Genomic DNA, 25,870 nt, shown 5'->3' with positions numbered 1-25,870 from the left:
TGGACGTCAGGTGCTGGAAACAGGTGATTGAAAGAGGCTCTCCGTGAACGCCGACAGGGCGCGAACGGAGAGCCTCTTTCATGCTGTGCGGGAGCTTCAGCCCCGGCGGCCGACGAGCTTCCACGCCGTGGGCAGCGCGCCCATCGCCAGCGCCGCCTTCAGCGCGTCACCGATCAGAAAGGGCGTCAGGCCGGCGGCGACGGCCTGCGACAGCGTCATGCCGGTGGCCAGGGCAAGGTAGGGGACACCGACCGCGTAGATGATCACGGAGCCGGCCGCCATCACGCCGGCCGTGCGCAGCACGGAGCGGTCGGCGCCGCGGCGCGCGAGGGCGCCGACGGCCGTGGCGGCGAGCACCATCCCGAGGATGTAGCCGAAGGACGGCATCGCATAACCCGATGCGCCCTGGGCGAACCAGGGCATGCCCGCCATCCCGACGACCGCGTAGAGCGCGAGGGAGAGGAAGCCGCGGCGGGCGCCGAGCGCGGTGCCGACGAGGAGTGCCGCGAAGGTCTGGCCGGAGACGGGGACCGGGGAGCCGGGGACCGGGACGGCGATCTGGGCCGCTATGCCGGTGAGGGCGGCGCCGCCGACGACGAGCGCGATGTCCTTCGTACGAGAGGCAGGCAGCAGGTCGGCGAGGACCGCTCCCGGGCGTGAGGTGACGGAAGCAGTGCTCATCGGGACTCCGCGAAAGGTGAGGACGAGTAAGGACAGGTAAGGACAGGCCGACGCTAGCCCACCGGGAATCGCTCGATCACCGTCTGTCGGCGACAAAGCCCGCCTCTGCCGCTTGGTGGGGATCGCACAAAGGCGGCCCGCCGTGCACGAGTTGGCGTGACGCTCGTCACTGAGGTCGGAGCCTAGTCGGCCCGTTTTGCGCAGCGGGGCCGAAGTTGGGGAGACTGTGGGGTCCCACCAAACCATCCAGGTGGGAGAGGCACGGTCGGGACGTGCGTGAGTGTTCACCTTGTGTGAGCTTCGTGCCCGTATAGCGGACATCCGATCCCTGCATGCGGGCGCGTGCCCAGACTTACCTCCACTCCCCTTCTCAGCTACTGAACAGGGCACCCCCATGTCTCGGACTTCCGCGCCCGCGCCCGTCGACCAGCCGGTCGACGGGCCGCTCTCGCACGGACTCAAGCAACGCCATCTTTCGATGATCGCTCTCGGTGGCGTCATCGGCGCCGGACTCTTCGTCGGATCCGGCGCGGGCATCGCCGCTGCCGGACCCTCGATCGTCATCGCCTATGCGATCTCGGGCCTGCTCGTGATGCTCGTGATGCGCATGCTCGGCGAGATGTCGGCGGCCAACCCGGCATCCGGGTCCTTCTCCGTGCACGCCGAGCGGGCGATCGGCCCCTGGGCCGGCTTCACCGCGGGCTGGGCATTCTGGTTCCTGCTCTGTGTGGCCGTCGGTCTCGAAGGCATCGGCGCGGCCAAGATCATGACGGGCTGGCTGCCCGGCACTCCGGAGTGGGCGTGGGTCGCTCTGTTCATGCTGGTGTTCTGCGGCACCAACCTGGCGGCTGTGAAGAACTTCGGCGAGTTCGAGTTCTGGTTCGCCGCCCTCAAGGTCGGCGCGATCGCCCTCTTCCTGGGCATCGGCGTACTGGCGATCCTCGGCATCCTGCCGGGCACCGACGCCCCCGGCACCGCCAACCTCACGGGCGACGGCGGCTTCATGCCCAACGGCTCCGAGGGCCTCGTCGTCGGCCTGCTCGCCTCCGTCTTCGCGTACGGCGGCCTGGAGACGGTCACCATCGCGGCGGCCGAGTCCGAGCACCCGGTCCAGGGTGTCGCCACGGCCGTGCGTACGGCGATGTGGCGTATCGCGCTCTTCTACATCGGCTCGATGGCGGTCATCGTGACCCTCGTGCCATGGGGCGACCCGAAGGTCGTCGAGAAGGGCCCGTACGTCGCGACCCTCGACCACCTGGGGATCCCGGCCGCCGGCCAGATCATGAACGTGGTCGTGCTGGTCGCCCTGCTCTCGGCGATGAACGCCAACGTCTACGGCGCCTCCCGCATGGCCTGCTCGCTGGTCGCCCGCGGCCAGGGCCCGAAGGCGCTGGGCAAGGTCTTCGGCGGTGTCCCGCGCATCGCCGTGCTGGTGTCCTCGGTCTTCGGCTTCGCCTGCGTGCTGCTCAGCTACTGGCGGCCCAACGACGTCTTCATGTGGCTGCTCAACATGATCGGCGCGGTGATCCTGGTCGTCTGGATCTTCATCGCCGTCTCCCAACTGGTGCTCCGCCGCAAGCTGGAGCGCGAGGCGCCGGAGAAGCTGGTCGTGAAGATGTGGCTGTACCCGGCGCTGACGTGGGTCGCGCTGGCGGGCATGGCGGCGGTGTTCGTGCTGATGGCGCGGGAAGCGGATACGCGTACGCAGCTGTTCTACACGGGTGGGCTGGTGCTGGCGTTGGCCGTCGTGGGGTACATCCGCCAGGTCGTTGTGGCGGCGAAGGGGGACGCGGAGGCGGAGCCCGAGGCCGTCGACGCCGAGGTCGGCAAGAGGTAACCGGCACCGTCCGCCAGCACATCGGACCCCCGGGCCGTCACGGTCCGGGGGTTGCCTGATCATGACCCGCCCCTCCTGCTGCTAATGTGCACTTGCATAAGATGTGCAATAAGCAGCCGGAGGGACCGGACAGACATGGCCACCTACACGCTTCCAGAACTTCCCTATGACTACGCGGCGCTCGAACCGGTCATCAACCCGCAGATCATCGAGCTCCACCACGACAAGCACCACGCCGCCTACGTCAAGGGCGCCAACGACACCCTCGAGCAGCTCGAGGAAGCGCGTGACAAGGAGGCGTGGGGTGCGATCAACGGCCTGGAGAAGAACCTCGCGTTCCACCTTTCCGGCCACATCCTGCACTCGATCTACTGGCACAACATGACGGGCGACGGCGGCGGCGAGCCGCTGGCGAAGGACGGCGTCGGCGAGCTCGCGGACGCGATCGCCGAGTCCTTCGGCTCCTTCGCCAAGTTCAAGTCGCAGCTGACGAAGGCCTCCGCGACCACTCAGGGCTCGGGCTGGGGCGTTCTCGCCTACGAGCCGGTCAGCGGCCGTCTGATCGTCGAGCAGATCTACGACCACCAGGGCAACGTCGGGCAGGGCTCGGTCCCGATCCTGGTCTTCGACGCCTGGGAGCACGCCTTCTATCTGCAGTACAAGAACCAGAAGGTGGACTTCATCGAGGCGATGTGGAAGGTCGTCGACTGGCAGGACGTGGCGAGGCGTCACGCGTCCGCGAAGCTGCGCGCGAACAGCCTTCTGCTCGTTCCGTAGCACCCGGTGAGCGTCCTGCTCGTGATCGTCTTCTCAACCTTCACGTGCGGGCGGAGTAACGAAGGACCCCCGCGAGGACGTGACTCGCGGGGGTCCTTCCATCAGCAGTGGCCAAAGGCCGGTCAGTCGAAGACCGGGCCCTGTGTGCGGGTGCGCTTGATCTCGTAGAAGCCGGGGACGGAGGCGACCATCAGCGTGCCGTCCCAGAGCTTCGCCGCCTCCTCGCCCTTCGGGGCCGGTGTGACCACCGGGCCGAAGAACGCGACCTGCTGCCCGTCCGGGCCCGGTACCGCGATGACCGGGGTTCCGACGTCCTGGCCGACCTTGTCGATGCCCTCCTTGTGGGAGGCGCGCAGCTCCGTGTCGTACACGTCGGAGTCGGCGTACTCGATCAGCTCGGCCGGCAGGCCGGCCTCCTCCAGCGCCGCCGCGATCGCCTCGCGGGTCGCGCCCTCCCCGCGGTTGTGGAAGCGGGTGCCGAGCGCGGTGTAGAGATCGCCGAGGACCTCGTCCCCGTGCTTCTGCTGCGCGGCGATCACGACCCGGACCGGGCCCCACGCCTGCTTCAAGCCCTCGCGGTACTCCTCCGGGACCTCGTCAAGCTTGGGTTCGTTCAGCACGGCGAGGCTCATCACATGCCAGCGGACCTCGACGTCGCGGACCTTCTCCACCTCGAGCATCCACCGGGACGTCATCCAGGCCCACGGGCACAGGGGGTCGAACCAGAAGTCGACCGGGGTCTTGACGGACTTGCCGTTCTCGGACATGTCACTCCTCGTGGGGAACGTCGCGTGTGCCTCGAACAGGCAACACCAACGAGCCACCCGACGATTCCCGGATACCCGGTGCCAGGTGCACATGGCAGGATCGGTCCTGTTCGAACGAGACACAAAGGAGTGCCCGTGCCCGGTGAGAATCTGTCCCGCGACGAGGCCCGACGGCGGGCCGAGCTGGTATCCGTCGACGGGTACGAGGTGGCCCTCGATCTGCGTTCCGCGGTCGGGGAGGCCCCAGAGGACGCCGGGCCGCGCACCTTCCGTTCGGTGACGACGATTCGCTTCCGCTGCGCGGAGCCGGGCACCGCGACCTTCGCGGATCTGCTGGCGCCGGCGGTGACGGCCGTGACGCTGAACGGCGAGACGCTGGACCCGGCCGCCGTCTTCGACGGCTCGCGGATCGCCCTGGCCGGGCTGGCCGCGGAGAACGTGCTGGTCGTCGACGCACAGTGCGCGTACAGCCGTACGGGTGAGGGGCTGCACCGCTTCGTCGATCCGGAGGACGGCGAGGTCTACCTCTACACACAGTACGAGCCGGCCGACGCGCGCCGGGTCTTCGTCAATTTTGAACAGCCAGATCTCAAGGCGCCGTTCCGCTTCGAGGTGACCGCGCCCGAGGGCTGGAGTGTCTGGAGCAACGGCGAGGGCGCGCCGGCCGAGGACGGGGTGTGGCGGTTCGCGGAGACGAAGCCGGTCTCCACGTACATCACGGCGGTCGTGGCCGGTCCGTACCACTACGAGACCGATGTCTACACACGGACGTTCGATGACCAATCGACGCTGAAGATCCCGCTGGGGGCGATCTGCCGCAAGGGGCTCGCCAGGCATTTCGACGCGGACGACATCTTCCTGGTGACGAAGCAGGGGCTGGACTTCTTCCACGACCACTTCGACTACCCGTACCCGTTCGGGAAGTACGACCAGGCGTTCGTGCCCGAGTACAACATCGGCGCTATGGAGAACCCGGGGTGTGTGACCTTCCGCGAGGAGTTCATCTTCCGGGGGAAGGTGACGCAGGCGTCGTACGAGCGCCGGGCGAACGTCATCCTGCACGAGATGGCGCACATGTGGTTCGGCGATCTGGTCACCATGGTGTGGTGGGACGACCTGTGGCTGAAGGAGTCCTTCGCCGACTTCATGGGCTCGTTCTCGATGGTGGGGGCGACGCGGTTCACCAACGGCTGGATCACCTTCGCCAACAACCGCAAGTCGTGGGCGTACCGCGCGGACCAGCTGCCTTCGACCCATCCGATCACGGCCGACATCCGTGACCTGGAGGCAGCGAAGCTCAACTTCGACGGGATCACGTACGCGAAGGGCGCGAGCGTGCTGAAGCAGCTCGTGGCGTACGTCGGGCAGGACGCGTTCCTGGAAGGCGCGCGGCGCTACTTCAAGCGCCATGCGTACGGGAACACGCGTCTTGGCGACCTGCTGGCAGTGCTGGAGGAGACGTCCGGGCGGGACATGGCGGCGTGGTCGCACTCCTGGCTGCAGACGGCCGGGGTCAACTCCCTGACGCCGGTGGTCACTTATGACGCGGGTGACCGGATCACGGAGCTCGCGGTCGTCCAGGAGGCGGCGGCCTCTCATCCGGAGCTGCGGCCGCACCGGGTGGCGGTGGGCCTGTACCGGCGTCAGGGCACGGATCTGGTGCGGTACGCGCGGGCCGAGGTGGACGTCGCCGGGCCGCGGACGGTCGTGGAGGGGCTGACCGGGGCTGAGAAGCCTGAGCTGATCCTCGTCAACGACGAGGATCTGACGTACTGCAAGATCCGCTTCGACGAGGGCTCGCTGGCGACGCTGCGGGCGCATCTGGGCGACATCACGGACCCACTGGCGCGGGCGCTGTGCTGGTCGGCGCTGTGGAGTCTGACGCGTGACGCGCTGATGCCGGCGCGGGACTTCATCGACCTGGTGCTGCGGTTCGCGGGGCGCGAGTCGGACATCGGGGTGCTGCAGATGCTGCACGCCTGGGCGCGTTCCGCGCAGGAGCACTACGCCGCGCCCGCGTGGCGCGAACAGGGCGGTCGGCTGCTGGCGGAGGGCGCGCTGCGTGAGCTGCGGCTGGCCGAGCCGGGGAGCCAGCACCAGCTGACGTGGGTGCGGTTCTTTGCGGCTACGGCGACGTCGGCGGCTGATCTGCAGCTGCTGCAGGGGCTGTCGGACGGAACGGCGAAGATCGACGGGCTCGAGGTGGACCAGGAGCTGCGCTGGGCGTTCCTGCTGCCGCTGGCCGCGCACGGGGTGGCGGACGAGGCGGTCATCGAGGCGGAACTGGCCCGCGACGACACGGCGTCGGGCAAGCGCCACCAGGTCCGCTGCCTGGCGGCGCGGCCGTCGGCAGCGGTGAAGGCCCAGGCGTGGGCGCAGGTCGTCGAGTCGGACTCGCTGTCCAACGCGCTGGTGGATGCGACGATTTCGGGCCTTGTGCAGGCAGGGCAGCGGGAGCTGCTCGCGCCGTACGTGTCGAAATACTTCGACGCGATCGAGCGGGTGTGGGCGGAGCGGTCGATCCAGATCGCCATGGACGTGGTGAAGGGCCTGTTCCCGGGCCTCCAGGACGACGAGTCGACGCTGGCAGCGACGGACGAGTGGCTGGCGTCCCACGCGGACGCGCCGCCGGCGCTGCGGAGGCTGGTACTGGAGGCGAGGGACGACCTGGCACGGGCCCTGCGGGCACAGGCGTGCGATGGGGGTGCGGGCGCGTAGGCAGCGCCCGGGCCGGGTGCGGCGGGGGTGCTTTTGGGGGCGCTGCCCCCGGCTGCGCGGCAAGGTGCGCATGCGCGGCCCCCACCCCGCATCCCCCTACGCCATGCAGGCGTGGGGGACCCCCAGTACGGCCTTCGGCCGTGTCCTCAATCTCCCCCAGACTTCGTCCGGGGGACCCCCAGCGGGCTTGATTTTCCAGCCTCGCCGGCGATTGAGGCGCGGGGTCCGGGGCGGAGCCCCGAAAGTCAGCCCCGCCGGCCTTTGAGGCGCGGGTCCGGAGCGGAGCCCCGAAAGTCAGCCCCGCCGGCGATTGAGGCGCGGGTCCGCGGCGGAGCCCCGAAAGTCAGCCCCGCCGGCGATTGAGGCGCGCGGTCCGGGGCGGAGCCCCGAATGTCAGCCCGTCGGCGTTTGAGGCGCGCGGTCCGGGGCGGAGCCCGGTTACGGGAAAGGGCGGGGTGGGGAAAAGCACCCCCCGCACCCCCGCTCGTCGGTGCGGCTGATCGGCACTCGAACGCCCGTACTTTAGGGCGAGCTTGTCCCGAATTGTCGACGGGCTTGTAACAGCGGTTAGCCACCCGACCCCCCGCGGGCATCCCCGTCGCATGAACCACAACACCCCGCTCTCCCCCCTCCCCCTCAGCCACCTCTCCGAGGTGCAGCGCCGCGTAATGTCCGGAGCCCAGCTGCGTGCGCACGGGATCTCCCCCGCCCGAATCGCCTCGCAGTGCCTGCCCGGCGGACCCTGGCAGTCGCTGCTGCCCGGTGTGTTCCTCCTGCACCCCGGGCCGCCCACCAGCGAGGAGCGGCTGCACGGCGCCCTCCTCTACGCGGGGCGGCCGGTCCTTCCCGCCCAGGGCGAGCCCCAGGCACCGCCCGCCGCGCCCCCCTACGGCGAAACCATGGTGACCGGACTCGCCGCCCTCGCCCTGCACCAGTTCGCCTCCGCCCCGCCGCTCCTCTCCCTCGATCAGATCGACGTCCTCGTGCCGCGCACCAGGCGGCTGCGGTCGACCGGGTGCGCCCGGCTCGTGCGGACGCACACGCTGCCGAGACCGGAAGAGATCACCGGCGTGCCCGTCGCGCCCGTGCCCCGCGCCATCGCGGACGCCGTCGCGCAGCTCGCCGACGCCAGTGCCGTACGCCGGCTGCTCACCGAGGCGGTCAGCGGCGGGCACTGCGAAGCCGCCGCCGTGCTCAAGGAGTTGAGCCGCGCGCGGCTGTTGTCCCGCCCTCACGTCGTGAACGCCGTCGACTCGCTGCTCGCCGAGGCGCGGGCCATCGCCGAGCAGCGGCTCTACGACCTGGTGCGTACGCACGGGCTCCCCGTCCCCTTGTGGAACGTCGACCTGCGCCTCCCCGGCGGCCCGCACCTCGGCGGCGTCGACGCCTACTGGCCCGAGCAGGCCGTCGCGGTCGAGCTGGACACCCGCGCGCCGCGCAACGACGACGCCCTGTGGTCGGAGTACGCCCGCAAGCGCGAGCAGCTGGAGCGGCTCGGCATCACCGTCGTACACATCATGCCGAAGCGGCTGCGGGAGTCGCCGGAGCAGCAGGCGACCGTGGTCCGCACCGCCCTGATGGCGGCGCCGGACCGCGATCCCGCCGCCTATGTGATGGTGCTCCCACGCTGAGCGGTCAGCCGCGTCAGGCGCGTCAGGCGCGTCAGGCGCGTCAGGCGCGTCAGCCGCCTCAGCCGCCTCAGCCGCAGAACTCCGCCTCCACGACCGCCCAGCTGTCCCCCGACCAGTCGCCGTTGAAGTTGAGCGCGAGCGAGTGGCTCGCGTCCCGCGTGGTGAGCGCCTCGGACGAGGAACCGTGAATCCCGCCCCCGTGGCCCCAGACGTCCTTCCCGCAGCTCGTCTTGAGCTGCATCAGGCCGAGGCCGTACCGGACGTCCGGCTCCTTCGGGTCCACCGGGACGGTGCTGGTCATCTCCCGCAGTTGCTTCCGCGGCAGCAACTCCCCCTTCAGCAGCGCCCGGTAGAAGCGTTGCAGATCGGCGGAGTCGGAGATCATCTCGCCGGCCGACCAGGCGCCCGACGGGTTCAGCTCGGTCACATCGTGGATCTTCGCCTTGGGGTCCTCGGACAGTTTCGAGTAGGCCCGGCCGCTGGGACGCGGCATCCGGGCGTCGGTCCCGGGCACGGAGGTGGCGCGGAGAGAGAGCGGGCGCAGGATCCGGCGCCCGATCTCCGATGCGTACGAACGTCCCGTCACCTTCTCGACGACCATCCCGGCGAGGATGTAATTGGTGTTGGAGTAATGCCAGCCCGCGCCGGGCGCGAAGTAGGGTTCGTGCTCCGTCGCGATCCCCACGAGCTGCCGCGGGCGCCAGGTGTCGTAACGGTGCTCGAAGAAGCCGTCGCCGAAGACCTTGTCCACGAAGCCCTGGTCGTCGGTGTAGTTGTAGATCCCGCTGGTGTGGTTGAGGAGTTGCCTCAGGGTGATCCGGCGTCCGTCGTGGCCGTGGCCGCGCACCACGCCGGGGAGCCAGCGGTCCACGGTGTCGTCCAGGCTCAGTCTGCCTTCGGCCTCCAGCTGGAGCACGACGGTGGCGACGAAGGTCTTGGTGATGGATCCGACGCGGTAGCGGTCCTGCGGCAGGCGCTCGCGCCCGGTCCGCAGGTTCGCGACGCCGGCGGTGCCGTTCCAGGTGCCGTCGCGGTCGCGCGCCTGGGCCACACCGGGGGCCTGGAGCGCCACAACTCCAGCCCGATGTCGACGAGTTCGACCCGCTCCAGGCCCCTCACCGCGGCCAGCGGGTGCCACGCGGCCAGGTCCGTGGACCCGTCCGTCTCATTGCGCAGCTCGCCCCCGGTGACCCGGCCCTCGTACACGATGCGCAGCCCCTGGAAGTCGGCGAACGCACCGAGTTTGCGCGGATACCGGCGGCGGATGGAGTCCAGGCCGAGCAGCGCGGTCATCTCGGCTCTATAGCCGGTCTCTTCCTCGACCTCGCGGACAACCGTGTCGAGAGGGTCCTCCCCGTGGTCCATTCCGCCGCCCGGCAGCGTCCACTTCTTGGCGCCGTCGCGTGCCACCCAGCGGGCGAGCAGGATCTCTTCCTCCCGTACGCATACGGCGTAGGCCGCGACCCTCAACTCCCCGTTACGCAACTGCTTGTTCATGCGGTGAGGGTAGACGTACGTTCAAACTCCCTGTTCCAGGGGCGGATTGGCGGGCGAATACTCGGGCGCGGACCAGCGCAGCGGGCTGGCCGCCGCTGTCTCGACGAGCTGCTCGACGGTGAACCGGAGGATACGGCCGCTGTCGGAGTAGTCGGTGCGCGCGGTGCCGGTGAGCTGGAGCGTGGTGCCGCTGCTCCAGTCGAGGAAGAGCAGTCCGGCGCGCGGGTCGGTCTCGAGGTTGCCCAGCGTCAGGAACATCGCGTTGCCCGGATAGTCCTGCCAGCTGAGCGTGGTGGGCGAAGTGACCTGTACGAAGCCGGGGTTGCCGCCGCGATGGCTGGCGTCGACCCCCTCCGGCGTGCCGGTGGCGATGAAGAAGGTGTCGGCGGCGCGGACGAACTCCTCCTGGTCGGGGGTGAGCCGCACGCCGCGCCGCACGGCACCGGTCCGCTCCCCTCCCCCATCGGGTGCGTACAGCTCCCGCTTCTGCAGATACTTCGGGCAGTTCGCGAAGACCCGCTCGGTCTCGATCGCCAGCCCGCGGGCGGACGGGCGGACCGTGCCGCCCATCCGCATCCGGCGGCGGGTGCGCGGGTCGAGTGCGATCGTGCCGACGGGCAGCGGCCCCGCAGCGAGGGCGCCGGCGAGCGGATCGCCCCGGTGCACGCCGCCGGCGACCGAGACGGAGTGCGCCCTCGTGGCCCGGACGAAACCGGGTGCGCCGGTGAGCAGCGAGGCCCATGTCCGGCCCGCCGCGTCCGCCGCGCCGAGCACCAGCATGGGCTGGAGCCCGAGGAAGGCGGCGGCGACCGGCTTGATGCCCTGGCCGATGGAGCGGCCGACGTGCGCGGCCTGGTCGCGTACGCCGACGCGGCTCTGCACGGCGATCGAGCCGCGGTGGTACGGCTCCGGGTCCTGCGTCAGGTCCAGGTCCGGGTCCACAGAAGATCAGCTCTTTCAGAAGAAGCCGCAGGTGGGGGCGGTGGCGGTCGGCACGGGAGCGCCCTCGGCGCCGGAGGGGGCGTAGATCTCCAGCCGGGTGCCGTCCGGGTCGTGGAAGAAGATCCCGCCGGAGGCCGCGCCTTCGCCGTGGGCGACCACGCCCTCGTAGGCGAAGTCGACGCCGCGGGCCTTCAGACGCGTCTCGGCGGCGCGGACCTGCTCGATGGATTCGGTCTCGAAGGCGAGGTGGTGCAGCCCGGCGAGGGCAGGGGCATACGCCCCGTCCGCCTGCTGCCAGAGCGTGAGGACGAGCTGCCCGTCCCGGCCGAGGAAGGCGAAGCGGCGGCCGTCCTCCTTGCCCTGACCGAGGACGTCGAAGCCGAGGACGTCTCCATAGAAGGGGAGTGACCGGTCGAGGTCGGTGACGTTGAGGCCGATATGGCCGGTACGCAGAGGGCTGGTCGCCGTCATGGCACACCTCTCGGAAGGTCGGTATGAGCTAACCACTCAATTTGAGCTTAGAGGTTAGAATCAAAGCGTGCAACCGGTCACGTAACCTTGAGGGGTTAGCTACGAGAGGAGCCCAGGGATGCCCGCCATGTCCGACCCGCGGCCGCTCACCGGCGAGCCGGTCTCCCTCGACCTGCTCAACACCCGCTGGATGCGGGACGGCGTACGCCAGGACCTGCTGACCGGCGTCGACGGGCTGCGCATCTGGCTGGCGGCCAACGGCCTCGCCGACCGGTTCACCGCCGACGCGGCCACCCTGGAACGGACACTGACCGCCCGCGAGGCGCTCGCCGCACTCGTCGACAGCCCCGGCGACGCCACCGCGGCCGCCCGCGTCGACGACGTGCTCGGCCATGGGCGCATCCGCGCCACTCTCACCGCCGAGGGCCCCGGCGAGCAGGCGGAGTTCGCGGACCCGGCCTGGGGCCCGGGCTGGATCGCCGCTCGCGGCCATCTCGATCTGCTGCGCACCGCGCCCGACCGCATCCGCGGCTGCGCGCACGAGGCGTGCGTCCTGCACTTCTTCGACACCTCGCGGAACGGCACCCGGCGCTGGTGCTCCATGGCACTGTGCGGCAACCGCGCGAAGGCGTCCCGGCATTACGCCCGCAGCCGCGAAGCCTGAACAGCCCCTCTACTCCTCGTGGCACATCGCCCGCGATGGCGGATGTCCGCCATGACCACATCCCGCCTTCGGCAACTCTCCACAAACCCCTGTCACTTACGAAAGGCTGAGCGGTCATCCGGCACCGAATTCCGGACCCTCTCTTTCACCAAACAGGGATGCTGATGACCCCCGAATCCCAGAGCCCCATATCCGGGCGCTCCGTACCAGGTCACAGACGCGTGGCCCGCGTCGCGGCCGCCGCATCGATGGTGGCCGCGCTGATCGCCGCAGGCGCCGTACCGGCCTTCTCCGACGCGCCCGCCGACGACCCCGGCACGACCGCCGGCGTCAAGGCCGCCAAGTCCTCGTCCGACAAGCTCGGTTCGGCCGACGCCGAACTGCTTGCCGAGGCCGAGGCAAAGGGCGAGAAGACCGTCACCGTCATGGTCGCCACCGCCCCCGGTGCGACCGAGCAGGTCGCGGGCCAGCTCGACGCCGTCGAGGGCGCCGTGGTCGGCAAGACGTACGACCAGCTCGGCTATGTGCGGGCCACCCTCCCCACCGGCCGGGCGGAGGCCGCGCTCAAGGCGGCCGCCAAGCTCTCCAGCGTCCACGGCATCGATCTCAAGCACGAGATCAAGCTGGACGACCCCACCCCGGCGGGCGACACCGCCAAGGGCGCGGGCACGGCCGGCGCCCAGGCCGCGAAGTACCCGGCGCCCGGGAAGAACACCCCGGCGAAGAACCCGTACAACCCGTCCTTCGAGACCGGCGCGGTGGACTTCGTCAAGGAGCACCCCAAGGCCGACGGCCGCGGTGTGACCATCGGCATCCTCGACTCGGGCGTCGACGTCGGCCACCCGGCGCTGCAGAAGACCACCACCGGCGAGCGCAAGATCGTCGACTGGGTCACCGCGACCGACCCGGTGGCGGACGGCGACGGCACCTGGCGCCGGATGTCGCTCGATGTCAGCGGCCCGACGTTCGCCGTCAACGGCCGTACGTACTCCGCTCCGGCGGGCGCGTACAAGTTCAACCTCTTCGCCGAGGCCGCCACCAAGGGCGGCGACATGGCCGGTGACCTCAACCGGGACGGCGACACCACCGACGTCTGGGGCGTGCTGTACGACGCGGGCACCAGGACCGCCCGCGTCGACCTCGACAACGACGCGGACTTCTCCGACGACACCGTGATGAAGCCGTACAAGAACGGCTTCCAGATCGGCTACTTCGGCACCGACAACCCGGCCACCGAGGTCGTGGAGCGCATCCCGTTCGTCATCGAGGTCCGCAAGGACGTCGTCTACAACGCGGCCGGCGCCAAGGCCGACTACGTCAACATCGGCGTCATCGAGGGTTCGCACGGCACGCACGTCGCCGGTATCACCGCGGCCAACAGCCTCTTCGGCGGCAGGATGAACGGCGCGGCGCCCGGCGCCAAGCTGGTCTCCTCGCGCGCCTGCACCTGGAGCGGCGGCTGCACCAACATCGCGCTCACCGAGGGCATGGCCGACCTGGTCATCAACCGCGGCGTGGACATCGTCAACATGTCCATCGGCGGTCTGCCCCCGCTGAACGACGGCAACAACGCCCGCGCCGAGCTCTACACCCGGCTCATCGACACCTACGGCGTCCAGCTGGTCATCTCGGCCGGCAACGAGGGCCCCGGCACCAACACCCTCGGTGACCCGGCCGTCGCCGACAAGGTCATCTCGGTCGGCGCCGGCATCTCCAAGGAGACCTGGGCCGCCAACTACGGCTCCGAGGTGAGGAAGAAGTACAACCTGCTGCCGTTCTCCTCCCGAGGACCGCGCGAGGACGGCGGCTTCACGCCGACCATCACCGCGCCCGGCGCGTCGATCAACACCACCCAGACCTGGGCCCCCGGCGGCCCGGTCGCCGAGGCGGGCTACCAGCTCCCGGCCGGCTACTCCATGCTGCAGGGCACCTCGATGTCCTCGCCGCAGGCCGCGGGCGCGAGCGCGCTGCTCCTGTCGGCCGCCAAGCAGCGGAACATCGAGCTGACGCCGGCGAAGCTGCGCACGGCGCTGACCAGCACCGCGCACCGTATCGCCGGAGTGCAGGCACATGAGCAGGGCTCCGGCCTGATCAACGTGGTGGACGCCTGGGACGCCATCGAGGACGGCGCGACCGCCCACGAGTACAGCGTCAAGGCACCGGTCGACACCGCGATCGACTTCGCGCTGAAGACCCCGGGCTTCGGCACCGGCCTCTACGACCGCGAGGGCGGTCTGAAGGCCGGCCAGAAGAAGTCGTACGACGTCGTCATCACGCGGACGACGGGGCCGGACCGCCCCGTACGGCACGAGCTGGACTGGAAGTACAACGACGGCACCTTCGATCTGCCCGGTTCCGGCGCGGTCACGCTGCCGCTGAACAAGCCGGTCACCGTCAAGGTCGACGCCAAGCCCGGCTCTGCCGGTGTCCACAGCGCGATCCTGGAAGCGGACGACGAGCGCACCGAGGGCGTGGACAAGCAGATCCTCGCCACCGTGGTCGTCTCCAAGGAGCTGGCGAAGCCCTCGTACAGCTTCTCGGCGTCCGGCTCCGTGGACCGCAACAGCCACAAGTCGTACTTCGTCACCGTGCCGGAGGGCGCGAAGAACCTCGAGGTCGCGCTCGGCGGGCTCGGCAAGGACAGCCAGACGCGGTTCATCGGCATCCACCCGTACGGCGTCCCGGTCGACGACAGCTCGACGATCTTCTGCTACCCGAACTACAACAACCCGGCGAACACCTGCCGCCCGGATCTGCGCTCGTACGCCGAACCGACCCCGGGCGTCTGGGAGATCGAGGTCGAGTCGCGGCGTACGTCTCCGCTGCTCGAGAACCCGTACCAGCTGGACGTCACCCTGCTGGGCGCCACCTTCGACCCGGCCGTCAAGACGCTCCCCGAGGCGAAGGTCGGCACGCCGGCCCCCGTCGAGTGGAAGGTCACCAACGGCTTCGCCGCGATCGACGGCAAGCTCGCCGGCGGTTCGCTGGGCTCGGCGAAGGTCACCCGCCCGTCGATCAAGGACGGTGAGTCGCAGGAGACCACGGTGACCATCGGCGAGGGCGTCGAGCGTCTCGACGTCGCCATCGGCGGTGTCTCCGACAACGGTGCGGACCTGGACCTCACGGTCCTTCGAGACGGTGTCCGGGTGGGCCAGGCGGCGGACGGCGACTCGGAGGAGGCCGTCAGCCTGCTCAAGCCGGCCGCGGGCACGTACACCATCGTGATCGACGGCTACTCCGTCCCGGCCGGGACCACCGAGTACAACTACCGCGATGTGTTCTTCGCGGCTTCGCTCGGCTCGGTCAAGGTCGACTCGACGCAGCCGGTGAAGCTCGCCAACGGGGCGTCGGCGCAGGTCAGCGCCGAGGTTCTGGTGGGCGGCGCGGCTCCGGAGGGACGGCAGTTCTTCGGCGAGGTGCAGCTGCTCAACGGTCGCGGCACGGTCGCGGGCGCCGGCAGCGTAGTGATCGAGAAGGTCACGCCGTAGCACTCCCGTAGCGAATCGGTCTGTACGACGGCGGGGCGGGCGCTCTTCGGAGCACCCGCCCCGCCGGCATGTCATGCGTCACACGTCCCGGCCATCGGACAATGGATTGGACAAGTCGGCCGGGGACATACGCATGATGGAACAGCATCCAGGTCAGCAGATCAGTACGAATCAGTACGAAGGAGTCGTCCGTGAGGGTCGGAATCGTCGGAGCCACCGGTCAGGTCGGCGGAGTCATGCGCAAGATCCTCACCGAGCGGAAGTTCCCGGTCGACGAGCTGCGACTGTTCGCCTCGGTCCGGTCCGCGGGCTCCACCCTGCACTGGGACGGCCAGGAGATCACCGTCGAGGACGCCACCACCGCCGACTACACCGGCCTGGACATCGTGATCTTCTCGGCCGGTGGCGCGACCTCCAAGGCGCTCGCCGAGAAGGTCGCCGCGCAGGGCGCCGTCGTGATCGACAACTCCTCGGCCTGGCGCCGCGACCCCGAGGTGCCGCTGGTCGTCTCCGAGGTCAACCCGCACGCGATCAAGGACCGCCCCAAGGGCATCATCGCCAACCCGAACTGCACCACCATGGCCGCGATGCCGGTTCTCAAGCCGCTGCACGCCGAGGCCGGTCTGACCGCGCTGGTCGCGACCACCTACCAGGCCGTCTCCGGTTCGGGGGTGGCCGGTGTCGCAGAGCTGGACGGGCAGATCAAGGAGGTCGCCGGCCGCGCGAGCGAGCTGGCGCACGACGGCGAGGCCGTCGAGTTCCCCGAGCCCGGCGTCTACAAGCGCCCCATCGCCTTCAACGTCGTGCCGCTGGCGGGCAACCTCGTGGACGACGGCTCCTTCGAGACCGACGAGGAGCAGAAGCTCCGCAACGAGTCCCGCAAGATCCTGGAGATCCCGGAGCTCAAGGTCTCCGGCACCTGTGTCCGCGTTCCGGTCTTCTCCGGCCACTCGCTGCAGGTCAACGCCCGCTTCGAGCGCCCCGTCAGCGTCGAGCGCGCCTATGAGCTGCTGAAGGACGCCCCGGGCGTCGAGCTCTCCGAGATCCCGACTCCGCTGCAGGCGGCCGGCAAGGACGCCTCGTACGTCGGCCGTATCCGCGTGGACGAGACCGTCGAGAACGGCCTCGCGTTCTTCCTGTCCAACGACAACCTCCGCAAGGGCGCGGCACTGAACGCCGTGCAGATCGCGGAGCTCGTCGCCGAGGAACTCAAGGGCTGACACGAGGGCTGACACCCGCGGGCACGGGCGAGGGCGGGGCACCCCTGGGGCGCCCCGCCCTCGTGCTGCTCCCGCCCCTCGGTCAGGGCAGGCAAATAGGGCAGGCGGCGGACCCGCGCCCCGTGGAAGGATGGCCGCAAACGTCACGAACCGAGGAGATGACAGCGTGCCTGGCACGAATCTGACCCGCGAAGAGGCGCAGCAGCGGGCGAGCCTGCTGACTGTCGACTCGTACGAGATCGACCTCGACCTGAGCGGGGCGCAAGAGGGCGGGACCTACCGGTCCGTGACCACCGTGCGCTTCGACTCCGCCGAGGACGGCGCGGAGAGCTTCATCGACCTGGTCGCCCCGGCCGTGCACCAAGTCGTGCTGAACGGCAAGGCACTGGACGTCGCCGCCGTCTTCAGGGACGCGCGTATCGCGCTGCCGCATCTGCACGCGGGCCAGAACGAGCTGAAGGTCGTCGCGGACTGCTCGTACACCAACACCGGTGAGGGTCTGCACCGCTTCGTCGACCCGGTGGACCAGCAGGCCTATCTCTACACGCAGTTCGAGGTGCCGGACGCGCGCCGCGTCTTCGCCTCCTTCGAGCAGCCGGACCTGAAGGCGACCTTCCAGTTCACCGTGAAGGCCCCCGAGGGCTGGACGGTCGTCTCGAACTCCGCACTGCAACATTCGGAGGGGGCCGAGCCCGAGGACAACGTCTGGCGCTTCGAGCCGACGCCGCGGATCTCCACGTACATCACCGCGCTGATCGTCGGTCCGTACCACAGCGTGCACAGCTCGTACGAGAAGGACGGGCAGAGCGTCCCGCTCGGCGTCTACTGCCGGCCCTCGCTCGCCGAGTTCCTGGACTCGGACGCGATCTTCGAGGTCACCCGGCAGGGCTTCGAGTGGTTCCAGGAGAAGTTCGACTACGACTATCCCTTCGCCAAGTACGACCAGCTCTTCGTGCCGGAGTTCAACGCGGGCGCGATGGAGAACGCGGGCGCGGTGACCATCCGCGACCAGTACGTCTTCCGCTCGAAGGTGACGGACGCGGCGTACGAGACGCGCGCCGAGACGATCCTGCACGAGCTTGCGCACATGTGGTTCGGCGACCTGGTCACCATGGAGTGGTGGAACGACCTGTGGCTGAACGAGTCGTTCGCCACGTACACCTCCATCGCCTGCCAGGCCTACGCCCCGGGCTCGAAGTGGCCGCACTCCTGGACCACTTTCGCGAACCAGATGAAGACGTGGGCCTACCGGCAGGACCAGCTGCCGTCCACCCACCCGATCATGGCCGACATCCGTGACCTGGACGACGTCCTGGTCAACTTCGACGGCATCACCTACGCCAAGGGCGCGTCGGTGCTGAAGCAGCTCGTCGCGTATGTCGGGCAGGACGAGTTCTTCCGCGGTGTGCAGGCGTACTTCAAGGCGCACGCCTTCGGCAACACCCGGCTGTCCGATCTGCTGGGCGCGCTGGAGGAGACCTCCGGCCGTGATCTGAAGACCTGGTCGAAGGCATGGCTGGAGACGGCCGGCATCAACATCCTGCGCCCGGAGATCGAGGTCTCCGAAGACGGGCACGTCACCTCCTTCTCCGTACGCCAGGAGGCCCCCGCCCTGCCCGCCGGCGCCAAGGGAGAGCCGACCCTGCGTCCGCACCGGATCGCGATCGGCTGCTACGACCTCGACGAGAACGGCAAGCTGGTCCGCACGAGCCGGATCGAGCTGGACGTGGACGGCGAGCACACCGATGTGCCGTTCCCGCAGAACACCCGCCGTCCCGCGGTGATCCTGCTCAACGACGACGACCTGTCGTACGCGAAGGTCCGCCTCGACGAGGAGTCGCTGCGGGTCGTCACCGAGCACCTCGGCGACTTCACCGAGTCGCTGCCGCGGGCCCTGTGCTGGTCCGCCGCCTGGGACATGACCCGCGACGGAGAGCTGGCGACGCGGGACTATCTGTCCCTGGTCCTCTCCGGCATCGGCAAGGAGTCGGACATCGGCGTCGTGCAGTCGCTGCACCGCCAGGTGAAGCTGGCGATCGACCTGTACGCGGCGCCGCAGTGGCGCGAGACGGGGCTGACGCAGTGGACGGACGCGACGCTGGCGCATCTGCGCGCGGCAGAGCCGGCCGGCGACCACCAGCTCGCGTGGGCACGGGCGTTCGCCGCGACCGCGCGGACGCCGCAGCAGCTGGACCTGCTGCAGGCGCTGCTCGACGGCACGGAGTCGATCGAGGGTCTGGCCGTCGACACCGAGCTGCGGTGGACGTTCGTGGAGCGCCTTGCGGCGATCGGCCAGCTCGACGAGGACGAGATCGCGGCGGAGTACGAGCGGGACAAGACGGCGGCGGGCGAGCGCCACGCGGCGACCGCGCGCGCGGCGCGGCCGACGGCGGAGGCGAAGGCGGAGGCCTGGGCGTCGGTCGTGGAGTCCGACAAGCTGCCGAACGCCATGCAGGACGCGGTCATCGCGGGCTTCGTCCAGACCGACCAGCGCGAGCTGCTCGCCCCGTACACCGACAAGTTCTTCGCGGCGGTCAAGGATGTGTGGGAGTCCCGCAGCCATGAGATCGCACAGCAGATCGCGGTCGGGCTCTACCCCTCGCTCCAGGTCTCGCAGGCCACGCTGGACGCGACGGACGCGTGGCTGGCATCGGCCGAGCCGAACGCGGCGCTGCGGCGGCTGGTCTCGGAGTCCCGGTCGGGCGTCGAGCGTGCGCTGAAGGCGCAGGCGGCGGACGCGGCGGCTGGGTGACCGGACACACGCGAGGGCGCCCCGGGCCATGGCCGGCCCGGGGCGCCCTCGCCCGTTCAGGGGCGTTCAGGGGCGAAAACAACGCGCCAATTTTGATGACCCGCCGTCAAGCCCGTTCGCCCGAGCCGGATATGCTCCCGACCGTCGTCATGTGATCTTCTCGTTCGATGGTTTGAGGGTGCTGATGGTTCGACAGGAAACGTCGACCGGAAGTCCGCGGCCTGCGGCCTCCTCCGTGTGGCTGCTGCCCGTCGCCGTAACCGCCGCGGCCACTGCGGCGGCTGCCGCACTGGTCTCCGAGTCGGCCCGCACCCCTGTGCTCTGGATCGGTGCCGTGGCGGTCGTCATGGTGGCGATCGCCTGCGCCGAGGCAGGGCGTCGGGGCAGGCTGGTCCAGGAACTGCGGGGCAGACTCGCGGAGCGGGACGCGGCGGTGGCGCGGCAGCAGGCCGAGTCCAGATACCTCGCCGACGAACTGCTGCCGCAGGCGGTGGAGCGGCTGCGCAAGGGCGAGTTCCCGGAGGACGTACTCGGCTCGCTCGACGCCCCGGCCGAGCACGAGGCGGTCCTGCGCTCGGTGGTCCACGCCGTCGTCGCCGAGGAGGACCTGCGCGAATCCGCACAGCGCGCCTTCGTGAACATCGCCCGACGGGTTCAGGCCATCGTCCACCAACAGGCGCAGGAGCTACGGGAGATGGAGGACCGGCACGGCCGGTCCCCGGACGTCTTCGGCGATCTGCTCCGGATCGACCACGGCACCGCCCTCATCGGCCGACTCGCCGACTCGATCGCCGTGCTCGGCGGTGCGCGGCCCGGCCGCCAGTGGAGCAAGGCCGTACCGCTCTACAGCGTGATGCGCGGCGCCATGTCGCGGATCATCGACTACCAGCGGGTGGAGCTGCACTCGGTCACCGAGGTCGCCGTCTTCGGCACCGCCGTCGAGCCGCTGATCCACGCCCTCGCCGAGCTGCTCGACAACGCCACCCGCTACTCGCCGCCGCAGACCAAGGTCCATCTGACCGCCGTCGACGTGCAGTCGGGCATCGCCATCGAGATCGAGGACGGCGGCGTCAGCATGAGCGAGGAGGCCCGCAAGCGGGCCGAACGCATGCTCCGCCAGGCCCAGCAGGGCATCGATGTCAACGACCTCGGCGAGACGCCGCGCCTCGGCCTCGCCGTGGTCGGCCGGCTGTCGCAGGCGTACGGCTTCCAGGTCTCGCTGCGCTCCTCCGCGTACGGCGGTGTGCGCGCCGTCCTGGTCGTCCCACAGTCGCTGATCACCACGGCTGCCTCGGCGACCGGTCTCGCCCACGGCATCGGCGCCTCCTCCGGTCCCCGCCCGACCCTGCCCCAGGCCCCCGCCGAGCAGCCGTCCAGGCCGGCCACCGGCCCCATGACGGCGGACGACGAGCTCCCTGTCGTGGCCGAGCGGACCTTGAACGGTCTGCCGCAGCGGCGTCGCAAGACGCCCGTCGCGGCACCGGCCGCACTCGCCGAGGCCGCCGCGCCGGATCCGGAGTCCGGGCGGGATTCCCCACCCGCGGTGCAGCCCGGCATCTGGCTGGCCGCCTTCCAGGGCGGCGTGACCGGCGAGACCCCCGAGACGAACAGAGGGAACAACCAGCCATGACTCAGCAGCAGTCCAACCAGACCAACATGGACTGGATGCTCAAGGACCTCGCGGAGGGCGTGCCGCAGACCAGGAATGTGGTCGTGCTCTCCGCCGACGGTCTGCGCATGGCCCAGTACGGAACCGACACCGACACCGCCGACCGGCTGGCGGCCGCCTGTGCCGGGCTGCAGTCCCTGGCCGGCGCGGTCGCCTCCGAACTCCCGCACAGCGACGGCCGGATGCGGCTGGTCGTGATCGAGATGGACGGCGGTTTCTTCTATCTGATGGCGGCGGGCTCCGGGGCCTTCCTCGCGGTGCTCGCCGACGAGGGTGTCGACGCCGGACTGATGGGCCAGCGGATGCGGGATCTCGTTCTGCGGATCGGTGAGCACCTCAGCACCCCGCCGCGTCAGGATGGACAGCCGAGGTGAGCGATGCGGGCGGCGGGGACTGGGAGGACAGTCCCGAGCGGCTCTACGTCATCACGGGCGGCCGCAGCGGCTCCTCCGTCCCCACCACGCTGGACCTGGTCACCCTGATCGTGGCCAGGTCCGGGCCGAAGCCCGGAATGCAGCCCGAACACGCGGCGATCATCCAGCTCTGCGAAGCGCCGCTGTCCGTCGCCGAGGTCTCCGCGTACACCGGTCTCCCGTTCAGCGTCGTCACCGTCCTGCTCGGCGATCTGCTCGCCGAGAACCGGGTCGTCGCCCGCGCGCCCGTCCCACCCGCCCGACTTCCCGACCGCGCTTTGATTGAGGCAGTGATCGATGGACTTCAAAGGCTCTGAGCAGCCGGCGCGAACCGCCGGGCCGCGGAGCGAGGATGCGCTGCCGGCGACCGCCACCGCCGCAGTCAAGGTGGTCATCGTGGGCGGCTTCGGGGTCGGCAAGACGACCCTGGTCGGCTCGGTCAGCGAGATCCGGCCGCTGACCACCGAGGAGACGATGACCCAGGCCGGGGTCGGCGTCGACGACACGGCGGGCATCGGCGGCAAGACGTCCACGACGGTCGCGATGGACTTCGGCCGCATCAGCATCAACGAAGAGCTGGTGCTCTATCTGTTCGGCACGCCCGGGCAGGAGCGCTTCTGGTTCCTGTGGCGCGGTCTGTTCGAGGGCGCGCTGGGTGCGGTGGTGCTGGTCGACACTCGCCGCCTCGAGGTCAGCTTCGACGTCATCGGGCGTCTTGAGGAGCGCGGGGTGCCGTTCGTGGTGGCCGTGAACTCCTTCCCGGACGCGCCCGGCCATCCGGTGGATGAGCTGCGGGCCGCCCTTGACCTGCCCGAGGCTGTGCCGATCGTGATGTGCGACGCCCGGCAGCGTGCGTCCAGCCGGGACGTACTGATGACGCTGATGCGCTATCTGCAGAGACTTGCCACGACGCAGGAGGCGTCGTGATCACGCCCGGGGCCGGCGAGGGCCGAGTGGCGTAGAGACGCCCGTCGACTGCCCGTCAATTGCGCTTCGACTGCGCGTTGAGGATGCCCGGGTGCGCGTTGACTGCGCGTGGACGATGCCCGGGTGCGCGTTGACGACGCCCGGGTGCGCCTCGACGACGCCCGGGTGCGCCTCGACGACGCCCGCGCCGCTGCCGGACCCGGTTCCGGTTATGGCCGGCGGCATCCGTCCCGCGGCTTCGCCGTGGCGTCCGGCCCGTGCGCCCTGGTGGCGGCGGCTTGTCCCGGCCGCGGAGATGAACAGTGCCGCGATGCCGGGTTACTTAGGGATTGTCCTATTGGATCAGCCGCTCGGAGTGAATACTATGCGCCATAGTTGATCACTATGAGGCGCAAGTGACGTCTGTGAAAGCAGAGTTCGCGTCGCGCCCCCACCGAGAGGGAGGCCGCAGTGGGGCCCGAGCTGATAGTTCCACCGATCTTCTCTCCCATTCCGCCGGCGATCCATCCGCGCCATGCGGACATAGACGTGCAGACCGCTGCCTGGGCCGAAACGTTTCGCATCGGGTCCGACGAATTGCGCGGCAGACTCGTGATGCAGGACATCGGCACGTTCTCCGCCCGGATACTGCCGGAAGGGAGCGAGGAGGTCGTCTCTCTCCTCGCGGACTTCGTCCTGTGGCTGTTCGGCGTGGACGACGGACACTGCGAAGAGGGGGAACTCGGCCGCCGGCCGGGCGACTTGGCCGGCCTGCTCCATCGTCTGCTGCGGGTCGCCCAGAACCCGGAAGTCCCCATGCTGCTCGACGACCCGCTGGCCGCGGGGCTGCGGGACCTGCGTGTCCGGGTCAGCCGCCACGGCACGGCGGGGCAGACGGCCCGCTGGGTGGACGCGCTGCGGGAGTACTTCTTCTCCGTGGTGTGGGAGGCGGCCCATCGCACGGCGGACACCGTGCCCGACCTGAACGACTACACCCTGATGCGTCTCTACGACGGCGCGACGTCCGTAGTACTGCCACTGCTGGAGATGGGACACGGCTACGAGCTCCAGCCGCACGAGCGGGACCACACCACCGTGCGCGCCGCGGCCGAGATGGCGTCCTTCATCATCACGTGGGACAACGACATCTTCTCGTACCACAAGGAACGCAGCGGGTCGGGCTACTACCTCAACGCCCTGCGGGTGCTGGAGCAGGAGCACGGGCTCACCCCCGCAGAGGCGCTGGACACGGCGATCTCCCAGCGGGACCGGGTGATGACTCTCTTCATGCGCCTGAGCGCGCATCTGCAGCCGGAGGCCAGCCCGCAGCTGCGGCGGTATCTGCACAGCCTTGCCTGCTTCATACGCGGCGCCCAGGACTGGGGCATCAGCTCCGTGCGGTACACCACGCCGGACGATCCGGCGGGCGTCCCCTCGGTGTTCCGCGATACGCCCACCGACGACAGCCGCGAGCCGCTGGACATCCCGGCCGTCTCCTGGTGGTGGGACCTGGTGCCTGACCATGCGCCGGACCTCGTGGTCGACCTCGTGGCCGGCCATCTGCCCGGCCATGTGCCCGACCTCGTGGTCGACGAGACCGCCACACGCGCACCGCACCGGCCGATACAAGAGACCGCGGCCTAGAGAAATGAATTCTTCGGTGTCAGCGTCAGCGACAGGTGCCGCCGATTTACAGTCGGTCCCCCGCGCGCCCGGAGCAGTACCGCTTCTCGGGCATGCCCTGAAGCTGTGGCGCGACCCGCTCGGCTTTCTCAAGTCGCTGCGGGACAGCGGCGATCTGGTCCGGGTCGACCTCGGAACGATGCCCATGTACGTCGTCACCTCCGCCGAGCTGATCCATGAGGTGACCGTCAAGCAGGCGCGCAGCTTCGAGAAGGGCCGGCTGTTCGACCGGCTGCGGCCGCTCGCGGGCAATGGTCTGGCCACGGCCAACGGCGAAGTGCACCGCAGGCACCGCCGACTGATCCAGCCGATGTTCCACCCGCAGCGCATCTCGGTGTACGCCGCGACCATGAGCGGCAACGCGCGCGCCCTGGCCGACTCGTGGACGCCGGGACAGCACATAGAGATGGAGCAGGCGATGGCCGAGTACGCCATCGAGACGCTTGCGTCGACGATGTTCTCCACGGACATCGGGCTGCCGGCCGTGGAGGCCGTCCGCAGAAACCTGCCTGTCGTGCTGAAGAACATGCTGATACGGGCGGCGTCCCCCAAGTTCCTGGACAGACTGCCGATCCGCGCCAACCGTGACTTCGACGCCGCGGCGGCGAATCTGCGCAAGGTGATCGACGAGGTGGTCGCCACCACCCGCCGGTCCGGGCAGACCGGCCGGAACGACCTGCTGTCGGTGCTGCTCGCCGCCCAGGACGACGAGACCGGCGAGTCGCTGAACGACACGGAAGTCAGGGACGAGCTCAGCACCATTCTCTTCGCCGGCGCCGAGACCACGGCCTCCACGCTGTCCTGGACCTTCTACGAACTGGCCCGCCATCCCGAGGTCGAGAAGCAACTGGTCGCCGAGATCGAGGAGGTCGTCGGCGACCGGCCGGTGGCCATCGAGGACGTGCCCCGCCTCGAAGCGGTCCGGCGGGTGCTGGACGAGGTGATACGGCTGCACGGGGTCACGATGCTGATGCGCCGCGCCACCGCGCCGGTGGAGCTCGGCGGGTTCAGCTTCCCGGCGGGCACCGAGGTCGCGTTCAGTCTGTACGCCCTCCACCGGGACCCCAGTCTGTACGCCGAGGCCGACCGTTTCGACCCCGACCGGTGGCTGCCGGAGCGCCGCACGGACATCGCGCGTCAGGCGTACATCCCGTTCGGGGCGGGCAACCGTAAGTGCATCGGGGACGCGTTCGTCTGGACGGAGGCGACGATCGCGCTGGCGACGATCCTCGCGCGATGGCAGCTGCGGCCGGTCCCGGGCCACACGCCTCGGGAGGTGGCCTCTGCGGTGGCGCACCCGGACCGCATGCCGATGACGGCGGAGCCCCGAACCGTGTGACGCGACGTCTGCGGTCAGCCCGTCAGCCGCACGTACTGCGCACGAGGTTCAGCCGCGAACGTGGATCCACATCCGAGCCAAACCTCGCCCAGCGCGGCCTACTTGTCGACGCACCGGCGGCGCGAAGGTCCTGCGCCTGGGAGACCACCGCGGCGCGGGCGCGCGCATCCCTTGGTGCAACGCAAAAGTGCTGCCCCCAGGGAGACCACGGCCGCGCCGCGAAGCGGGCGCGCACGTCGCTGGTGCGCACGTCGCTGGTGCGCACGTCGCTGGTGCGACGCGAAGAGACACCGCGCTGCGAAGCCTGCGCGCCGCAGGGCGCGCCGCACCGAAGTGGCGCCCAGCGGCGCCCACTCGGCTGGCACACCCGCGCCGCGAAGCGGGCGCGCACGGGGGTGTGGGGGTGTCAGCCCCC

19 protein-coding genes and 1 pseudogene are annotated in these 25,870 nt (G+C 69.9%); 14 read left to right on the top strand and 6 right to left on the bottom strand.

The features are described from left to right. Positions 1-96: 96 nt before the first annotated feature. A complete protein-coding gene (locus ACFYWY_RS23155) occupies positions 97-681 on the bottom strand; it encodes a biotin transporter BioY (RefSeq protein WP_389189808.1) in 585 nt (194 codons plus the stop codon). A 394-nt stretch (positions 682-1,075) separates the two neighbouring features. Between ACFYWY_RS23155 and ACFYWY_RS23150 the strand changes: the two genes are divergently transcribed. Beyond that, positions 1,076-2,518, top strand: a complete 1,443-nt coding sequence (locus ACFYWY_RS23150; RefSeq protein ID WP_389189806.1) for an amino acid permease — start codon at positions 1,076-1,078, stop codon at positions 2,516-2,518. A gap of 135 nt (positions 2,519-2,653) precedes the next feature. Continuing rightward, entirely contained in the window at positions 2,654-3,295 is a 642-nt protein-coding gene (locus tag ACFYWY_RS23145; protein ID WP_389189804.1) for a superoxide dismutase, read from the top strand. A 122-nt stretch (positions 3,296-3,417) separates the two neighbouring features. Here ACFYWY_RS23145 and ACFYWY_RS23140 read toward each other — a convergent pair whose 3' ends face one another. Then, complete coding sequence (locus tag ACFYWY_RS23140) at positions 3,418-4,062, bottom strand: DsbA family protein (RefSeq protein WP_389189802.1); 645 nt, start codon at positions 4,060-4,062, stop codon at positions 3,418-3,420. A 135-nt stretch (positions 4,063-4,197) separates the two neighbouring features. Here ACFYWY_RS23140 and pepN (ACFYWY_RS23135) point away from each other — a divergent pair, with 135 nt between their 5' ends. Together pepN (ACFYWY_RS23135) and ACFYWY_RS23130 are read left to right on the top strand one after the other, a co-directional pair. After that, positions 4,198-6,780, top strand: a complete 2,583-nt coding sequence (gene pepN, locus ACFYWY_RS23135; protein ID WP_389189799.1) for an aminopeptidase N — start codon at positions 4,198-4,200, stop codon at positions 6,778-6,780. 602 nt (positions 6,781-7,382) lie between these two features. Continuing rightward, positions 7,383-8,411: a hypothetical protein gene (locus ACFYWY_RS23130; RefSeq protein WP_389189797.1), complete on the top strand. Its 1,029-nt coding sequence runs from the start codon at positions 7,383-7,385 to the stop codon at positions 8,409-8,411. 67 nt (positions 8,412-8,478) lie between these two features. On the opposite strand, the gene ACFYWY_RS23125 is transcribed toward ACFYWY_RS23130, so the two are convergent. The 4 genes and pseudogenes from ACFYWY_RS23125 to ACFYWY_RS23110 form a co-directional block, all read right to left on the bottom strand. Next, a complete protein-coding gene (locus ACFYWY_RS23125) occupies positions 8,479-9,549 on the bottom strand; it encodes a serine hydrolase domain-containing protein (protein WP_389189795.1) in 1,071 nt (356 codons plus the stop codon). Continuing rightward, a pseudogene (locus tag ACFYWY_RS23120) lies at positions 9,468-9,908 on the bottom strand (NUDIX hydrolase); the annotation flags it as partial. The pseudogene ACFYWY_RS23120 and the gene ACFYWY_RS23125, both read right to left, overlap by 82 nt. 21 nt (positions 9,909-9,929) lie before the next feature. Beyond that, the gene (locus tag ACFYWY_RS23115) at positions 9,930-10,850 is read right to left on the bottom strand and encodes a pyridoxamine 5'-phosphate oxidase family protein (protein WP_389189793.1); all 921 of its coding nucleotides are present in this window, start codon (positions 10,848-10,850) and stop codon (positions 9,930-9,932) included. A gap of 15 nt (positions 10,851-10,865) precedes the next feature. Further along, positions 10,866-11,321 (bottom strand): VOC family protein, encoded by a 456-nt coding sequence (locus ACFYWY_RS23110; RefSeq protein WP_389189791.1) that lies wholly within the window; start codon positions 11,319-11,321, stop codon positions 10,866-10,868. A gap of 118 nt (positions 11,322-11,439) precedes the next feature. Between ACFYWY_RS23110 and ACFYWY_RS23105 the strand changes: the two genes are divergently transcribed. From ACFYWY_RS23105 to ACFYWY_RS23060, 10 genes are all read left to right on the top strand, one after another. Next, on the top strand, positions 11,440-11,985 hold the full coding sequence (locus ACFYWY_RS23105) for a CGNR zinc finger domain-containing protein (protein WP_389189789.1): 546 nt from the start codon (positions 11,440-11,442) through the stop codon (positions 11,983-11,985). Positions 11,986-12,143: 158 nt separating this feature from the next. Further along, complete coding sequence (locus ACFYWY_RS23100; protein ID WP_389189787.1) at positions 12,144-15,473, top strand: S8 family serine peptidase; 3,330 nt, start codon at positions 12,144-12,146, stop codon at positions 15,471-15,473. Between the two features lie 191 nt (positions 15,474-15,664). Next, positions 15,665-16,693 carry an aspartate-semialdehyde dehydrogenase gene (locus tag ACFYWY_RS23095; protein WP_389189785.1) on the top strand — a complete coding sequence of 343 codons (1,029 nt, stop codon included), beginning with the start codon at positions 15,665-15,667 and terminating at the stop codon, positions 16,691-16,693. A gap of 166 nt (positions 16,694-16,859) precedes the next feature. Then, positions 16,860-19,445 (top strand): aminopeptidase N, encoded by a 2,586-nt coding sequence (pepN, locus tag ACFYWY_RS23090; protein WP_389189783.1) that lies wholly within the window; start codon positions 16,860-16,862, stop codon positions 19,443-19,445. A 184-nt stretch (positions 19,446-19,629) separates the two neighbouring features. Beyond that, a complete protein-coding gene (locus ACFYWY_RS23085) occupies positions 19,630-21,075 on the top strand; it encodes a sensor histidine kinase (protein ID WP_389189781.1) in 1,446 nt (481 codons plus the stop codon). Next, positions 21,072-21,488, top strand: a complete 417-nt coding sequence (locus ACFYWY_RS23080) for a roadblock/LC7 domain-containing protein (protein ID WP_389189779.1) — start codon at positions 21,072-21,074, stop codon at positions 21,486-21,488. Before ACFYWY_RS23085 ends, ACFYWY_RS23080 begins: the two co-directional genes overlap by 4 nt. Next, positions 21,485-21,844 (top strand): DUF742 domain-containing protein, encoded by a 360-nt coding sequence (locus ACFYWY_RS23075; protein WP_389189777.1) that lies wholly within the window; start codon positions 21,485-21,487, stop codon positions 21,842-21,844. The genes ACFYWY_RS23080 and ACFYWY_RS23075 overlap by 4 nt, the downstream gene beginning before the upstream one ends. Beyond that, on the top strand, positions 21,825-22,454 hold the full coding sequence (locus tag ACFYWY_RS23070; RefSeq protein ID WP_389189775.1) for an ATP/GTP-binding protein: 630 nt from the start codon (positions 21,825-21,827) through the stop codon (positions 22,452-22,454). The genes ACFYWY_RS23075 and ACFYWY_RS23070 overlap by 20 nt, the downstream gene beginning before the upstream one ends. 450 nt (positions 22,455-22,904) lie before the next feature. After that, a complete protein-coding gene (locus ACFYWY_RS23065; RefSeq protein WP_389189773.1) occupies positions 22,905-24,077 on the top strand; it encodes a selina-4(15),7(11)-diene synthase in 1,173 nt (390 codons plus the stop codon). 16 nt (positions 24,078-24,093) lie between these two features. Beyond that, the gene (locus tag ACFYWY_RS23060) at positions 24,094-25,455 is read left to right on the top strand and encodes a cytochrome P450 (protein ID WP_389189771.1); all 1,362 of its coding nucleotides are present in this window, start codon (positions 24,094-24,096) and stop codon (positions 25,453-25,455) included. Positions 25,456-25,870: the final 415 nt, after the last annotated feature.

Origin of the sequence: Streptomyces sp. NPDC002870 (genome assembly GCF_042888505.1) — a bacterium.
GTDB lineage: Bacteria > Actinomycetota > Actinomycetes > Streptomycetales > Streptomycetaceae > Streptomyces.
This window is presented reverse-complemented; position numbering and strand designations above follow the sequence as displayed.

Excerpts from the sequence above, each read along its gene's own strand:
- ACFYWY_RS23105 (WP_389189789.1), top strand. The coding sequence starts at position 11,440 with ATGCCCGCCATGTCCGACCCGCGGCCGCTCACCGGCGAGCCGGTCTCC.
- ACFYWY_RS23150 (WP_389189806.1), top strand. The coding sequence starts at position 1,076 with ATGTCTCGGACTTCCGCGCCCGCGCCCGTCGACCAGCCGGTCGACGGG.
- ACFYWY_RS23145 (WP_389189804.1), top strand. The coding sequence starts at position 2,654 with ATGGCCACCTACACGCTTCCAGAACTTCCCTATGACTACGCGGCGCTC.
- ACFYWY_RS23140 (WP_389189802.1), bottom strand. The coding sequence starts at position 4,062 with ATGTCCGAGAACGGCAAGTCCGTCAAGACCCCGGTCGACTTCTGGTTC.
- ACFYWY_RS23080 (WP_389189779.1), top strand. The coding sequence starts at position 21,072 with ATGACTCAGCAGCAGTCCAACCAGACCAACATGGACTGGATGCTCAAG.
- ACFYWY_RS23130 (WP_389189797.1), top strand. The coding sequence starts at position 7,383 with ATGAACCACAACACCCCGCTCTCCCCCCTCCCCCTCAGCCACCTCTCC.
- ACFYWY_RS23070 (WP_389189775.1), top strand. The coding sequence starts at position 21,825 with ATGGACTTCAAAGGCTCTGAGCAGCCGGCGCGAACCGCCGGGCCGCGG.
- ACFYWY_RS23100 (WP_389189787.1), top strand. The coding sequence starts at position 12,144 with ATGCTGATGACCCCCGAATCCCAGAGCCCCATATCCGGGCGCTCCGTA.
- ACFYWY_RS23155 (WP_389189808.1), bottom strand. The coding sequence starts at position 681 with ATGAGCACTGCTTCCGTCACCTCACGCCCGGGAGCGGTCCTCGCCGAC.
- ACFYWY_RS23085 (WP_389189781.1), top strand. The coding sequence starts at position 19,630 with ATGGTTCGACAGGAAACGTCGACCGGAAGTCCGCGGCCTGCGGCCTCC.
- ACFYWY_RS23110 (WP_389189791.1), bottom strand. The coding sequence starts at position 11,321 with ATGACGGCGACCAGCCCTCTGCGTACCGGCCATATCGGCCTCAACGTC.